This is a genomic window from Mycolicibacterium sp. lyk4-40-TYG-92 (genome assembly GCF_030209435.1).
In the GTDB taxonomy this organism is placed as follows: Bacteria; Actinomycetota; Actinomycetes; order Mycobacteriales; family Mycobacteriaceae; genus Mycobacterium.
In genome coordinates, this window is sequence record NZ_JARVRX010000023.1 from 26434 (window position 1) to 43425 (window position 16992).

Genomic DNA, 16992 nt, shown 5'->3' on the forward strand with positions numbered 1-16992 from the left:
CTAGCTCAGGGCAGGTGCTGGGCTCCGCTTGGTTCGCGACGGCCACCAGTTGTACTTGCCGACCAGGACGGCCAGCGCCGGCACGGTGACGGTACGGACGATCAGCGTGTCGATCAGCAGGCCCACGCCGATGATGAAGCCGCCCTGCACCATCGAGCCGATACTGCTGAACAGCATGGCGAACATGGGCGCGGCGAAGATCATGCCGGCAGAGGTGATCACGCTGCCGGTGCTGCGCACGGTGCGGATGACGCCCGAGCGGATGCCGTGCGGGGATTCGTCGCGGATCCGGGAGATCAGCAGCATGTTGTAGTCGGCGCCGACCGCCACCAGCACGATGAACGCCATGCCCGGGGTGCTCGCCGCCATCGGCTGTCCGCCCAGGATCTGCAGCACGATCACCCCGATGCCGAGCGAAGACAGGCACGAAAGAATCACGGTGCCAACGAGATACAGCGGCGCGACGACGGCCCGCAGCAGCATTACCAGGATCAGGAAGACCACGATGACGGTCATCAGCACGATGTACCGCAGGTCCTTGTTGAAGTAGTCGCGCAGTTCCGCGTAGTACGGCGTCATGCCCGACATCGCGATCTTCGCGTCGGCCAGCGACGTATTGGCCTGTGCGCCTTGCGCGGCGGCGAGAATCGCCTTGACCTGATCCATGGCCTTGGTGTCGTACGGGTTCAGCTTGGACTCGACCAGGTACCGCGCCGAATGCCCGTCCGGCGACATGAAAACCCGGGCCAGATCCTTGAATTTGTCGTTACCCAGGATCTCCGGCGAGATGTAGAAGCCCGCGGCACCTGGCTCGGACGCATGCAGTTTCATCGCCAGCAGGAATGCCGACGCATGCGACAGACCTTCGCCGAGCTGCTTGGTCTGGTCGTCGAGGACGCGCAGCCCCTCGGCGATCTTACGGCTGCCCTCGGCCAGGGCGTTGGCGCCCTCCTGCAAGGACGCCATGTTCTGCTTCATGCCGCCCGGACTACTGCTCGCACCACTTCCACCAAGGGAGCGAAGGGCTTTGGCCGCCGCGTCCAGCGAGGGCTGCATCTTGTGCAGACCGTCCGAGAGCCGCTGCAGTTGGTCCCGCTGTCCCGCGCAATCCGGATCGGTATCGCAGCCCGGGTTGTCCTTGCGCTGCTGCAGCAGGGCATCGGCCATGGCGACCATGTCCTGGAAGTTCTGGGTGCCCGAGCGCGGCGGGATGTTCGGCACGTCACCGGAACTGCGCACGGCATCCAACTGCCGCTGCGCGTCCTGGAATTCCTGCGAGCTCTCCAGCTGGTCCTTGATGCTCGCCATGCTCTTGTTGAGGCTGTCGATCGTGCCCATGGTCTTGGTCAGCTGGGTCCGCACGGTGGCGAGGCTGTCGGCGAGCTTGCCGGCACCCCCGACCAGTGCCTGTCGTTGATCGACGCTGCCGTTGATCTTGTTGGTGGCCTCGGCGAGTTTGTCGCCGATCTCACCGGCCTGGAAGCTCAGCGTCGCCTGCTCCAGCGGGGCGCCCGTGGGCCGGGTGACGCCGCGGACGGCGGCGATGTCGGGCAACTGCGCGACGCGCTGCGCCATCTGTTCGAGGTCGGCGAGCCCCTTGGTCGTCCGCAGGTCATGCGGCGACTGGACGAAAAGGTATTGCGGCGCCGTCACACTCGCCGGGAAGTGCCGCTCGATGGCGGCCATGCCGACGTTGCTCTCGGCGGTCGCGGGCAGTGCGGTGCGGGCGTCGTAGCTGGTGTGCAGCCAGCCCACGCCGGCGGCCAGTGCGATCAGCACGACGAGGCTGCCCACGAGGTGGCGCACCGGGTGACGGACGATGTTGATCCCGGACCGGTGCCAGAAGCGGCTGGTCAATTCTTTCCGGGGCCTGGCCCAGCCACGGCGGCCGACGAGCGTCAGGATCGCCGGCAGCAGCGTGATCGACGACAGGAACGCGATCACGATCGTGACCGCCAACGCCGGGCCGGTCGTGGAGAACACCTTGAGGGTGGTGAAGCTCATGCCCAGGAACGTCACCGCGACGGTGGCCGCGGACGCCGCGATCACCTTGCCGATGGCGGTCAGCGCCCGGGCGACGGCCTCATCGGAATCGAGTCCCTGCCTGAGGTATTCGTGGTAGCGGCTGATCAGGAAGACGGCGTAGTCCACACCGGCGCCGATCATCATGGCGCTCATGAACACGACGGTCTGCTGCGAGATCGGCAGGCCCCAGGTTGCCAGGGCCGCGACGCCCTGCGTCGCGGCGGCCTGCGACACCGTGATGGTCGCCAGCGGCACCAGAATGGTGACGATATTGCGGTACACCACAAAGAGAATCAGCAGCACCATGGCGATCGTCGCGGTCTCGATGACCCGCAGATCGCGCAACCCGAGCTGTTCGCGTTCGGCGACGGTGGCGGTGAGGCCCGTCATATGGACCGTCAGCGTCGAGCCGGAGACGGTGTGGTCGACGATGCCGACCACCCGCTTGTACGCCTCGCTCGATTCCGGTGAGCCGAGCTCACCCCGGATACCGACGGGGATGAACCAGGCCTTGTTGTCCTTGCTGGCCAACACTTCTCGCATCGGCGGCTGCGAGATGAAGTCCTGCACCATGACCACGTCGGCGGTATCGCGGTGCAGGCTGTCGACCAGGGTGCGGTAGACGTCTTCGTCGGCCTTGGTCAGACCGTTCTCATCGGTGAGCACCACCAGCGCGATGTTCTGGATCCCGGGTTCATGGAACGCCGTCGTCATGTCGCGCGTCGCCGCCATGACCGCGGAATTGCTCGGCAGCAGCTCCTGATTCCGGTCGCTCGCCAGCTTCATCAGCGGCGGCACCGCCACCGACAGCGCCACGACGAGCAGCAGCCAGGCACCGATCACGGCCCACGGCCGCCGCAGCACCAGGCGTGCCAGCAGCTCGAAAGCCCCGGCGAACACACCCTTGCCCGACCGAACCTTCACGTTGCCTCACCGCCCAGATGCCTGCCGTACTCGGCAAGCGCTTCGACGGTCAGCATCTCATGGTGCCCGCGCCCCACCTCGTGCACCGTGACGGTGCCGGCCACGTGCGGGCGCCAGCTCTGCGCGAGGAAGGTGCCGCGCTCGTCGTCGTCCCGGGTAGCCGCGACCACCACGGCGTCACCATCGAAGCGACCGGCCTCGTGCTCGCGGTACAGCGCGACGTTGGTGTCGAAGTTGCGCACCAACAGGTCCATCAGGCCGTCGTCGACGATGTCGGCCAGCTGGTCCCGGTCGACGGCCTGGTTCGCGACGCGCAGCGTCGGCTCGGCGTCGAGCAGCACCAACCGGGCGACGGCGGCGCCGCGCCGCTGCAGCTCGACGGCGACAGCATGCGCGACGACACCGCCGAACGACCAGCCCAGCAGGTGGTACGGGCCCGACGGCTGCTCGGCCTGGATTCGGTCGGCGTACGTCGCGGCCATCTCGCTCAGCGATGCCGGGGTGTCCGTGGCCGGTTGCTGAATGCCGACGATCGGGCCGTCGACGTACCCGCCCAGCACCTGGTACGGCCAGCTGATGCCGCTGACCGCGTGCAGGCAGAACAGTGGGACGCCCGTACCGGTCTTCAGTACCTGCACCGGGGCGATGCCCGGCGCCGCCGCGCCGTCCGCCGTCAACCGCTCACCGAGCTTCTGCACTGTCGGCGCCTCGAACACCGTCGTCACCGACATCTCGATACCGAGGTCCGCGCGGACCGCCGCAACGAGGCGCATGGCCGAGATGCTGTCGCCGCCGAGGTCGAAGAACGACTCGTCCACCCCGACCCGCTCGACGCCGAGAACCCGGCCGTAGACGGCGGCCAGCGCCGCCTCGGTGGCAGTGCCCGCGGCGCGGTAGGTGCCGGCCCGGTATTCGGGTGCCGGCAGCGCGCGGACGTCGAGCTTGCCGTTGACGGTGACCGGCAGCGCCGGCAGCACGATGATGGCGGCCGGGACCGCGTGGGCCGGAAGCAGGTCAGCGAGCTGAGTGCGCAGTGTCGCGGGATCGGCGGTACCGGTGATGTAGCCGACCAGGCGCCTGTCGCCGGTGCGGTCTCCACGCGCGATCACCGCCGCCTGGTCCACCCCGTCGAGGCGCGCCAAAGCCGTTTGTACTTCGCCGAGTTCGATGCGGAAGCCACGAATCTTGACCTGCTCGTCGGCCCGGCCGACGTAGTGCAGATGGCCGTCGCCATCCCAGCGCACCAGGTCGCCGGTCCGGTACATGCGCTCCCCCGCACCCGGGAACGGACAGGCCACGAACCGGCCGGCGGTCAGGCCGGGCCGGCCGGCGTAACCGACGCTCACCCCGTCGCCCGCGACGTACAGCTCGCCGACGACGCCCATGGGCACCGGCCGCAACCAGCCGTCGAGGACGAACAGCGCCGTACCGGGCACCGGTGTTCCGATCGGCACCGGACCTGTTGCCGCCGTGAGCGGTTCGGTCATCGCCGCGTACACCGTGGTCTCGGTGGGGCCGTAGGCGTTGATCATCGTATGGCCGCACGACGTCCAGCGGTCGACCAGCTCGGCAGGGCACGCCTCACCGCCGACCAACAGGGCCAGTGGCGCGAGCGCGTCGGGCACCAGTGCGCCTGCCGCGGAGGGGGTTTGGGTGAGGACGTTGACATGCTCGGCCACGAGCAGTCGCTGGAACTCGTCCGGGTTCGCCGTCACCGACTCCGGCACGATCACCAGACGGCCGCCGTGCAGCAGCGCGGCCCACAACTCCCACACCGAGAAGTCGAACGCGTACGAATGGCACTGCGTCCACACCGGATCGGCGGGTAGGCCCGCGAGCGGCACCCCGAACTGCCGGGCCACGTTGCGGTGTGCCACCGCGACGGCCTTGGGCGTTCCGGTGGTGCCGGAGGTGTAGATCAGGTAGGCAACGCTGTCCGGATCGGGCAGCGGAAGCCTTGTGGCGGGCCGGTTTTCGTCGGTGCCGACGACCACCGGGCCGCCGAAGCCGTCTAGCCGGCCGGCCAGGTCCTCGGTGGTGACCGCGACGCTGGGCGCCGCGTCGGACAGCAGGAAGGCGAGCCGCTCCGCCGGCAGTGCCGGATCGATCGGCAGGTACGCCGCCCCGGTCTTGAGCACCGCGAGGATCGCCACGACCGCGTCGATCGACCGGGGGAACAGCACCGCCACGGTCCGGCCCGGGCCGGCGCCGTCGTCGATCAGTTGGTGCGCCAACCGGTTCGAGGCCTCGTCGAGGTCGCGGTAGCTCAGCGACCGGTCTGCTTCGGTGAGCGCGGTGGCCGCCGGGGTGCGATCGACCTGCGCGGCGAACAGCGCCGGGATCGATGCGGGTGCGTCTGAGCCGGCGGCGCGGTTGCCGATGCGTTTGAGTTGGAAGAGCTCTTCGGCCGCAAGCAGATTCACCGCCGCGAGCCGCCCCGTGGGCGCGGTGGTCATCGCGACGAGCACGCGTTCGAACCGCTCGACGAGCCTGTCGATGTCGGCCGCGCCGAATACCTCGGTGTCGTACTCGAGCCGCAGACCCAGTTCGTCGCCCGGCATGGCCTGCACCGTCAGCGGGTAGTGGTTCTGCTCATGGCTGTTGAACTCGGTGATGGTCAGGTCCCCGACGCCGCCGGACGCGGCGGCGCCCAGCGGGTAGTTCTCATAGGCGAACAGCGTGTCGAAGAGCCTGTCCTGACCGGTGATCCGGTGCATCTCGGCCAACGACAGGTGCTGGTGGTCGAGTGTCCGACTGTGGGCATCCCGCAGTTGGTCGAGCAGTTCCGCCGCGGTGGTGACCGCGGTCGCGGTGGCCCGCACCGGCACGGTGTTGATCATCAGGCCGACCATCTCGTCCGCGCCCGCGATGTCCGTCGGGCGGCCCGACACCGCGGTCCCGAACAGCACGTCGTGCCGGCCCGTCAGCTGCATGAGCACCTGTGCGTAAGCGCCCTGCAGCACGACGTTGACAGTGGTGTGGCGCGCCCGTGCCAGCTCGCCGACGGCACGTGTGGTTTCGGCCGACAAGGCAACGGATTTCACGCCGCGGCCACCCGATGCGGTCCGCGCCGCAACGAGTGTCGGGGTGTCGACACCGGCCAGCACCTCGGCCCACGCGGTACGTGCGGCGTCGAGATCCCGCTCGGCCAACCAGGTGACGAAGCGGCGGTACGGGACGGCGGCGGGCAGCCGGTACCCGTGATAGCCGGCGAAGATCTCGCGCAGCAGGATCGGTAGTGACCAGCCGTCCATCACGACGTGATGGTTGGTGAGCACCAGCCGGTGCCGGTGTTCCCCGGTGCGGACCAACGCCGCCCGGAACACCGGTTGGTCGGTGAGGTCGGACACCGCGGCACGTTCCGCGGCGCAGATGCGCGTGACGTCGTCGTCCGCTGCGTCCAGCACCCGCCACGCGACCTCGGGCACCGCCGGGATGACCTGTACATCGAGTCCGGCGTGGAAGCGGGCCGCGATGTTCGGGTGCCGCTCGACCACGGTCTGCACGGCGTCCCCCAGCCGCGCCGCATCGAGCGGGCCCGCGAGCGTCAGATCCAGTTGCACCGCATACAGATCGGCATCGGCGCCCGCCTGCGCGGCGTGGAAGAGCAGACCCTGTTGCAGCGGCGTCATCGGCAGGATGTCGGCAACGGGCTGCTCGCGTTCCAGGCCGTCGATCTGCTGCTGGTCCAGGCGCGCCGGTGCGATGTCCGACGGGGTCAGGCCGCCGCCGCCGGCCCGGACCAGGGCGCAGATGCCGGTCAGCGCGTCGAACCACAAGCGGCTGAGTCGCTGAACCTGGTCGTCATCGAGCGCTGACGGTGCCCATGTCCAGTTGGCATGCAGCTGCGGGCCGTCGTCGGTGTCGACCGTGCCGGCGTTGAGCTCGACGGTGTGCATCAGCGGCATCGGCACCGCTGTCGCCAGACCGGTGACCGCGGCAGAGCCGTCCCGGCCGACCTGCCACAGTTCGTCGGACAGCTCGGAACCGCCGCCGAGCCGGCCCAGGTAGTTGAATCCGATTGCCGGGTCTGGTGTTTCGAGGTCGACGTCGTCGTTCAGGTACCGCAGCAGCCCGTAGGTCAGGCCGTCCGGCAGTGCGCGCAGTTGCTCCTTGGCATCCTTGATCACCGCGCCCAGCGCGGCGTCACCGGATGTCACCTGGGTCCAGGAGAGGCCGCCGACTGTGACGGCCACCGGGTACTTGGTGGTGAACCAGCCGACGGTGCGCGACAGGTCGACGTTCTCGCCGATTTCGTCGTGCCGCCCGTGGCCTTCCACGTCGATGCCGATCGTGCGATCGCCACCCGCGAATTCGGCTATCGCCAGGGCGAATCCGATCAGCAGGACGTCGTTGATGCCGGCATGGAACGCCGCCGGCGCCTCGCGCAGCAGCGTCTGCACGGTATCGACGTCGTCCAGCGTCACCGACAGCTGCCCGGCGGTGGCGAACGTGTCCCGCGCCGGCTGAACGGCGGGCAGCAGCGCGGGTGTCGCCGCCGCCTCCCGCCAGGTCTGCGCCTGCGCAACCACCTCGGGCGCCGCCGCGTGTTCGGCGAGGACCTGCGCCCAGCGCTGGAACGACGTCCCGCTCGCCGGTATCTCGACCGGCTGCCCCGCGCGGGACTGCAGCCAGGCGACGTTCAAGTCCTCCAACAGGATTCGCCAGGACACCCCGTCGACGGCCAGGTGGTGGATGATCAGCACCAGTTGCCGCGACGTCGTCACCCACAGCGCACCGAACATCACGCCTGCCGCCGGGTTCAACCGCGACCGCGCCGCGACCACGGCGTCTTCGGTGAGCTCGTCGACGGTGCGCAGGTACTCCCGGGCATCCACAGCGCCCGCGTCGGGCACCCGCAGCGACCAGTTGGCACCGACCTGCAGGCGCAGCATCGCGTGCCGATTCAGCAAGGCCTGCAACAGCATTGCCACATCGGTCTCGGTGACACCCGCCGGGGCCTGCACCACCATGGTCTGGTTGAACTGGTCCGTCGGGCCGTCCACGCCCGCGAGCCACCGCATGATCGGGGCGGTGACCACCGCGCCGATCCCCTCGTCGACGACGCCGGTTGCGTCGCTGACGGTTCCGACCACGAGTGCCAGCCGGGCCACGGTCTGCTCGACGAAGACGTCACGCGGCCGCAAGCTCAGACCGGCCGCCCGCGCCCGGGCCACCACCTGCATCGACATGATGCTGTCGCCGCCCAGTTCGAAGAACGAATCGTCGACGCCGACCCGCTCGACCCCGAGTACGTCGGCGTAGACCGCGGCCAGCGTCTCCTCGACCGGCGTGCGCGGTGCCCGGTACTGATCGACATTGCCGTATGTCGGTGCCGGGAGCGCGCGGCGGTCCAGCTTGCCGTTCGGGGTCAGCGGCAGCGTCGTCATTGCGACGACGGCGGCCGGAACCATGTACGGCGGAAGGTGTTTGGCCACCGCGTTCCGCGCCTCGGCCGGGTCGGCGGTACCGGTGATGTAGCCGACGAGTCGCTTGTCGCCGGGGCGGTCCTCGCGCACGATCACCGCGGCCTGCCGGACTCCGTCGAGACCGGCCAATGCCGTTTGCACGTCACCCAATTCGATGCGGTAGCCGCGAATCTTCACCTGCTCGTCGGCCCGGCCCAGGTACTGCAGCTGGCCATCGGCGCCCCAGCGGACGAGGTCACCGGTGCGGTACATGCGTTGTCCCGGCGCGCCGAACGGGCACGCCACGAAACGCGAAGCGGTCAACCCGCCACGGCGCACGTAGCCCGCCGCCACTCCCGAGCCGGCGACGTACAACTCACCGACCACCCCGATCGGCACAGGCCGCAACCGTTCGTCCAGGACGAAGGACGCCGCGCCCGACGCCGGCGTGCCGATCGGCACGGCGGGCGAACCTGCGGTGAGCGGTGCGCTGACCGCGGCGTAGATGGTGGCCTCGGTGGGGCCGTAGGCGTTGAGCATGACGCGGGCCGCTCTGGCGCTGTCGGTCGCCCAGCGGTCGACGAGCTCGGGCGGGCAGGCCTCGCCCGCCACCACCAGCGACGTCGACTCCAGTCCCTCCGGCGACAACATCATTGCGGCGGAGGGGGTTTGGGTCAGCATCGTGACGCCCTCGGCGACCAGCAGCTCGTGCAGTTCCTCCGGCGACCGGGCCGCCGTCTCGGAGACCACGACTAGGCGTCCGCCGTGCAGCAGGGCCCCGAAGATCTCCCACACCGACACGTCGAATGCCAGCGAGTGCCATTGGCTCCAGACACGTGCCGTCGGCAGCTGGTCTTTCAGCCGTCCCAGCAGACCCACGACATTGCGGTGCGTGATGGCAACACCCTTGGGGACGCCGGTGGTTCCCGAGGTGTAGATCAGGTATGCGATATCACCCGCATCAGGCGCCGGAGGCATTGTCGCCGGCTGGTTTTCGATATCGGTGTCGGCGGCGTCGATGACCGGGCCGTCGAACGCGGCGAGGCGCTCGACCAGATCGCCCGTGGAGACCGCGGCGACCGGCGCGGCGTCACCGAGCATGAACGCGATGCGCGCCGACGGCAGTGCGGGATCGATCGGCAGGTACGCCGCCCCGGCCTTGAGCACCGCCAGGATCGAGACGATCGCCTCGGCCGACCGGTGGAACAGCAGCGCCACCGTCTGCCCCGGGCCCGCGCCGTGGCCGATCAACTGATGCGCCAGGCGATTTGCCGCCCTATCCAGTTCCGCGTAGGTCAGGGTCCGGCCCTGCCAGGTGAGCGCACCCGCGTCCGGGGTCCGGCCCACCTGGGCCGCGAACAACTCCGGGATGGAGCCGGCAGCCCCGGCCGGTGTCGTGAGAACCGCGCGGTGCCCGAGTTCGTCGAGGCGGGCCTGTTCGGCGTCGTCGACCAGGCTCACCGAGGACAGTGTCCGCCGTGGTTCGGCGGTCATCGCCACCAGCAGCGACTCCATCCGGTTGACCAGTGCGGCAACCGTTTCGGCGTCGAACACGTCGGTCCGGAATTCCACCTCGCCGCCGATACCGGCGGGCGCACCTGTCGCGGTCCAGCGTTCGGACAGCGAGAAGGTCAGGTCCATACGGGCCGACTGGGTACCGAGCGGGATCGACGTGACGTCGACACCCTTCAGCCCGGAACCCGCAGCGGGGTCGGTCAATCCGGTGAAGTTCTGCCACGACAGCATGACCTGCACCAGCGGATGGTGGCTCAGGCTGCGGGCCGGGTTCAGCCGTTCCACCAGTAGCTCGAACGGCACATCCTGGTGCTCGAAGGCCTCCAGGCTGCGCGTCCGGACCTGGTTGAGCAGGTCCGTGAACGTCGGGTCGCCCGTCAGGTCGGCACGCAGCACCAGGGTGTTGACGAAGAAGCCGACGAGATCGTCGAGCGCAGGGTCGCGGCGACCGGCGATCGGGAAGCCCACGGCGACATCGGAGTTCGTGCTGACCTTGGCAAGCAGCGCCAGCAGTGCGGCCTGCACGACCATGAAGGTCGTCGCATTGTGCTCCCGGGCCAGCCGGGCCACCCGCTCCTGCAACTCGGCGGGCCACTGCACCGCGACCGTCGCACCGGCCATGTCGGCGACCAGCGGGTACGGCCGGTCAGTGGGCAGCTGGACACGCTCGGGCAAGCCTGCCAGCGCGGCCTCCCAGTACGCCAACTGGGCCGCCACCCGGCTGCCGCTGTCGTCGAGACGGCCGAATTGTGCTCGCTGCCAAAGGGTGTAGTCGATGTATTGCACCGGCAACGGCGCCCAGTCGGGCGCCTGCCCGCTGCATCGGCTCGCGTAGGCCAGGCCCAGATCGGCGACCAGCGGCCGCAGTGACCAGCCGTCGGCGGCAATGTGATGCACCACGGCAACCAGGACGTGTGCGCCGTCCCCGATGCGGAACAGGCGGGCCCGCAGCGGGATGTCGACGGCGAGGTCGAAGGTGCTCGTCGCGGTGGCCTCGAGCGCGTCGTGCAGCCGGCTCGCCGACCACTGCGTCGCATCGACGAGGTCCCAGCCGAAATCGGCACGCGCCGCCGGGATCACGACCTGCTGCGGGGTGCCGTCCGGCGCGGTGAGCAGCGTGCGCAGGCTCTCGTGCCGGCCGACGACGTCGGCCAGCGCCGCCCCGAGCGCGTCGACGTTCAGGTCTCCGTCGAGCCGCAGGGCCGTCGCCATGTTGTAGACCGGCGAGGGGCCCTGCACCTGGTCGACGAGCCACAGCCGGTTCTGTGCGAACGACAGCGGTACCACGTCCGGCCGCTCCGTCACCGTCAGCGGCTGCAGGCCGCGCTCGCCGGTGACGATGCGCGTGGCCAGTTGGGCGATGGTGGGTGCTTCGAAGACCGCGCGGACCGGAAGGTCTACGCCCAGTGCGGAATTGATCGCCGCGACCAGCCGCATGGTCGACAGCGAGTCGCCGCCGAGATCGAAGAACGAATCGTCGACGCCGACCTGCTCGATGCCGAGCACCTGCGCGTAGACGCCGGCCAGGATCTCCTCGGTGAGGCTGCCCGGCGCCCGGTACACGCCCGCAACGTATTCCGGCTCCGGCAGCGCACGGGTGTCGAGCTTGCCGTTGACCGTGACGGGAAGTTCGGGCAGGCCGATGACGGCAGCCGGCACCATGTAGCCGGGCAGACGCTGCGCCAGCGTGGCACGCACCTCCGCCGGATCCACCGACCCGACGATGTAACCGACCAGACGCTTGCTGCCGGCCTCGTCCTCGCGGGTGACCACCACCGCCTGCTCGACACCGGCCACGGCGGCCAGCGCGGACCGCACTTCACCCAATTCGATGCGATGGCCACGAATCTTGACCTGTTCGTCGGCGCGGCCGAGATAACGCAGCTGCCCGTCGGGACCCCAGCTCGCCAGGTCACCGGTCCGGTACATGCGCGTCCCCGGCGCGCCGAACGGGCACGCCATGAAACGCGTTGCGGTCAAAGCGGATCGGCCCCAGTAGCCGGCCCCGACGCCGCGACCCGCCACATAGAGTTCGCCGACGGCACCCGGCCGCACCGGCCGCAGCCAGTCGTCGAGCACGAACAGCGCAGCGCCCGGGACCGGCGCACCGATCGGCGGCGCACCGGAACCCGCCGCCAGCGGCGTGCTCTTGGACACCCACATGGTCGTCTCGGTCGGGCCGTAGACGTTGCGCATGACGCGCCCTGGCGCCCACCGGTCCACCAGCTCCGGCGGGCATGCCTCGGCGCCGATCAGCAGCGCCATCGATTCCAGGCCCTGCGGCGACAGCACACTGACCGCGGACGGGGTCTGCGCCAGCACCGTGACGCCTTCTCGAACGAGCAGGGCGTGGAACTCATCTGGCGAGCGGACCACCGCGTCGGGCACCACCACCAGGCGCCCGCCGTGCAGCAGGGCGGCCCAGATCTCCCACACCGAGAAGTCGAACGAGTACGAGTGGAACTGCGCCCACACCTGATCCGGACCGAGCTCGAAACCGAGGTCCAGCCCGGCGAAGAGCTGCGTCACGTTGTGATGCGTGACGGCGACGCCCTTGGGCTGCCCGGTGGTTCCGGAGGTGTAGATGATGTGCGCGATGTCGTCGGGGCGCGGTCCGGAAATCGCGGTTGCCGTGCCGTTCTTCTGGTGCGCGACGGTCGCCGTGTCCAGTACCGGCGCACCGAGTCCGGACATCTCGGCAACCAGTTCCGGTGTCGTGAGCACCACGACCGGCGCCGCGTCGGCGACCATGAACTCGACGCGCTCCGCGGGCAGAGCGGGGTCGATCGGCAGGTACGCCGCGCCGGTCTTGAGCACCGCCAGGATCGCGATGACCGCGTCGGCCGAGCGGGGGAACACCAGCGCCACGCGCTGTCCCGGGCCCGCACCGTGGGCTGCCAGAGCACCGGCCAACCGGGCGGCGGCCGTGTCCAGCTCCCGGTAGGTCCAGGCCGAGTCCTGGTAGGTCAGGGCCACCGCATCGGGGGTCCGGGCCACCTGTGCGGCGAACAGTGCCGGAACCGTCTCCCCGGCAACGGGTTCGGTCAGGACGGCGCGTCCACTCCACTGGTCCACCGTGGCCTGCTCGGCCGGCTCGAGGGCGTCGATCGCCGACAGCGGCCGGTCCGGATCGGCGGACATGGCCGCCAGCACGGTCTGCAGCCGGTCGATCAGTGTGGCGATGTCGGCTGCGCCGAACACCGTCGTGTCGTACTCGACGCGGATGGTCAGCTCACGGCCGGGCTGCGCCTGCACGGTCAGTGGATAGTGCGTGGATTCGTGGGTGGCGACATCGGTGACGGCCAGCTCGGCATCGCTCGACAGCGCCGCGGTGTCGACGGGATAGTTCTCGAACGCGAACAGCGTGTCGAACAACTGGTCCTGACCGGTGATGCGGTGAATCTCGTTGAGCGCCAGATACTGATGCTCCAGCGTGTCGTTGTACCCGCCCTGCAGCTGGTCGAGCAGCTGCGCCGCCGTGGTGGTCGCGGTGAGGTTGGCGCGCACCGGCACGGTGTTGATGAACAGGCCAACCATCGATTCGACACCGGAGACCTCCGCGGGCCGGCCGGAGACCGTGGTCCCGAACACCACGTCGTGGCTGCCGGTCAGCCAACACAGCAGCTGGGTGTACGCGGCCTGCAGCACGGTGTTGACGGTGGTGTGGCGAGACCGCGCCAATTCACCTGTCGCCATGGCGATTTCCACGGGGAGCGTGACGGTCTCGACGCGTCGCGGCCCCGATTCGGTGCGGCCGGCGGGGCCGACCAACGTGGGCGTGTCGAGGCCGCGGAGCAGCTCACCCCACGCGGTGGCGGCTGCCTCGTGGTCCCGGGCGGCCAGCCAGCTGACGTAGTTGCGGTACGGCATGGCCGGAGGCAGGCGGTGGCCGTGGTAGCCGGCGAAGATCTCTGCCAGCAGGATCGGCATCGACCAGCCGTCGAGCACGATGTGGTGGTTCGTCAGCACGAACCGGTACCGGTCGGGTGCGACCCGGATGAGCGCGGCGCGGAAGACCGGCCCGGCGGTGAGGTCGCACACCTCGGCCCGCTCCGTCGCGCGGACGTGCGCAACCTGCGCATCGTCGTCGAGTTCCAGGTAGTGCCAGGCGATTTCGGGATCGGCCGGGATGACCTGCACCGGCTGGCCGAACCGCGAGTGGAAGCTCGCCACCAGATGCGGATGACGGGCGATCGCGGCGCGCACGGCGGCGTGCAGCCGGTCCACGTCGAGCTGCCCGCTGACGCCGATGTCGAGCTGGCCGGCGTAAAGGTCTCGCGCGCCCTGGGCGGTGGTGGCGTGGAAGAGCAGGCCCTCCTGCACCGGCGTCAGGGGCAGCACGTCGGCGACACCACCGCGCTGTTCGAGGTCATCCAACTGCTGCTGGCTGAGGCGAGCCGGCGTGATGTCGGATGGTGTCAGCCCGCCGCCACCGTCGGACACGTGGGCGCAGATGCCGGACAGCGCCTCGAACCACAGTCGGCTCAGGCGGGTCACCTGCTCGGCGTCGAGTGCCGATGGCGCCCAGGTCCAATTGGCATGCAGCCGTGGTCCGTCAGGTGTGTCGACGGCGCCGGCCCCCAGCTCGAGGGTGTGCATGAGCGGCATCGGGATGGCCATCGCCGCGGTGGGCGTGTGGTCCCCGATGCGCCAGAGGTCCTCGGACAGTTCGGCGGTACCACCTTGGCGCCCGAGGTAGTTGAAGCCGATGACCGGGTCCGGCCCCGGCACGGTCGTGTCCGCGCCGAGGTAGCGCAGCAGCCCGTAGCTCAGGGGGTCCGGCAGCGCACGGAGCTGCTCCTTGGCGTCCTTGATGACCGCGCCCAGCGCCGCGTCACCGGCGGTGACCTGTGCCCAGCTGATGTCCCCGAGCGTGATCGACACCGGGGACTTGGTGGTGAACCAGCCGACGGTACGGGTCAGGTCGATATCAGGGGCGAGGTCTTCATGGCGCCCGTGCCCCTCGACGTCGATGCCGATCGTCCCGCCCTGCGCGCCCGCGAATTCCGCCACGGCCAAGGCGAATCCGATGACCAGGATGTCGTTGATCCCGGCGTGGAACGCCGCGGGGACGACACTCAGCAGTGCCGCGGTGGTCTCGGCGTCCAGTTCGGCGGCCAGGTGCCCCGCCGCGGCAAAGGTGTCGACAGCGGGCTGCACCGCGGGCAGCGCGGCCGGAGCCTGCGTCACCCGCTGCCAGGCCGCGGCGTGCGCGGCGACGTCGGCGGTCTGGGCATGCTCGGCGAGCACTTCCGCCCAGCGCCGGAACGACGTGCCGCCCGCCGGAAGCGCCACGGGCTGTCCGGCCCGGTGCTGGGCCCAGGCGATGTTCAGGTCTTCCAACAGGATTCGCCACGACACCGCGTCGACCGCCAGGTGGTGGACCACGAGCGCGAGTCGGCGGGTGTCCACCACCCACAGTGCGCTGAGCATGGTCCCCGCGGCGGGATTCAGCTGTGCGCGGGCTGCGGTCAGCGCGTCGTCGGACCACGTGTCCGCGGTATGCAGGCAGTCACGGGCGTCCACGGCGCCGGACTCAGCGGTGCTCAGCACACCGTCCGCCGCGACGCGCATGCGCAGCGTGGCGTGGTGATCCAGCAAGGCCTGCAACAGGACTGCCGCGTCGGCCTCGGTAGCGTCGGCCGGGGCCTGCACCACGACCGTCTGATTGAACTGGTCGGTCGGGCCGTCGACGCCACGCAGCCATTCGATGATCGGCGTGGCCGTCACTGGTCCGACGCCCGAATCGGCTGCCCCGCCGGGATTCTCGCTGACCTCGACAACCCGGGCCAGCCGGGCCACGGTCTGCTCGACGAACAGGTCCTTGGTCCGGCACGTCAGGCCGGCCGCCCGCGCGCGCGTCACGACCTGCATCGACGAAATGCTGTCGCCACCGAGGTCGAAGAACGAATCGTCCACACCGACGCGCTCGACACCGAGCACCGCGGCGTAGATGCCGGCCAGGGTTTCCTCGATCGCGGTCGCGGGTGCGCGGTAGTCGCCCGCGGCGTACTCGGGCGCCGGCAGAGCCCGGGTGTCGAGTTTGCCGTTGGCGGTCAGCGGCAGCTCCGGCACCACGATCACCGCGGCCGGAATCATGTACGCCGGCAACCGATCCGCCAGTGCGGCGCGGACCGTTGCCGGGTCGGCCGAACCGGTGAGATAGCCGACGAGGCGCTTGTCACCCGGGCGGTCTTCGCGGGCCACCACCGCGGCCTGCTCCACGCCGTCGAGGTCCGCCAACGCCGCTTGGATGTCGCCCAGTTCGATGCGGTAGCCGCGGATCTTCACCTGGTCATCAGCCCGGCCGAGGTAGTCCAGTTGGCCGTCGCGGCGCCACCGCACCAGGTCGCCGGTGCGGTACATGCGGGCGCCGGGTCCACCGAACGGGCAGGCCACGAAGCGCGCGGCGGTCAGCCCGCCGCGGCGCAGATAGCCTGCCGCGACGCCGGCGCCGGCCAGGTACAGCTCACCGACCACGCCGACCGGAACCGGTCGTAAATGGTTGTCCAGCACGAACGTTGCGCCGCCCGGCACCGGCGACCCGATGGGCACCGTCGGTTCACCGGGCGTGAGCGGTGCGCTGACCGCGGCGTAGATGGTTGCCTCGGTCGGGCCGTACGCATTGATCATCACGCGCCCTGCCCAGCGGTCGACCAGATCGGTGGGGCACGCCTCGCCCGCGACCACCAGCGTGACGCCGTCCAGGCCCGCAGGCGAAAGTGCGCCTGCCGCAGAGGGAGTCAGGCTCAACACTGTGACGCGCTCGGCGACCACCAGGGCATGGAGGTCCTCCGGCGCGCGCGCCACCGACTCGGGCACGACGACAAGCCGGCCGCCGCCCAGCAGCGCACCGAAGATTTCCCACACCGAGACGTCGAACGCCAGCGAGTGCCACTGGCTCCAGACACCCGCGGTCGGCAGGCCGGAGTCCGGCGCTGCGATCAGCTGGGTGACGTTACGGTGCTCGACCGCAACGCCTTTGGGCACTCCGGTGGTGCCGGAGGTGTAGATCAGATAGGCAACGTCATCGGCTGCGGGGCCGGCCAATACCGCGTCGGGCTGAGCGGCCACGGTCGGGTCCTCGACATCGATCACCGCGAGGTCCAGGCCCGAGACC

The 16992-nt window shown here is 69.9% G+C and carries 2 protein-coding genes (1 of these 2 only partly in view); both read right to left on the bottom strand.

Translation table 11 applies throughout. The features are described from left to right. Positions 1–2949 carry an MMPL/RND family transporter gene (locus tag QRN63_RS27085; protein WP_285034027.1) on the bottom strand — a complete coding sequence of 983 codons (2949 nt, stop codon included), beginning with the start codon at positions 2947–2949 and terminating at the stop codon, positions 1–3. Then, positions 2946–16992 carry the 3' end of a non-ribosomal peptide synthase/polyketide synthase gene (locus tag QRN63_RS27090; RefSeq protein ID WP_285034029.1) on the bottom strand. The gene runs 16889 nt beyond the window's last position, so 14047 of the gene's 30936 nt are visible here — the last part of the coding sequence; its start codon lies off the right edge, out of view; it ends in the stop codon at positions 2946–2948. Before QRN63_RS27090 ends, QRN63_RS27085 begins: the two co-directional genes overlap by 4 nt.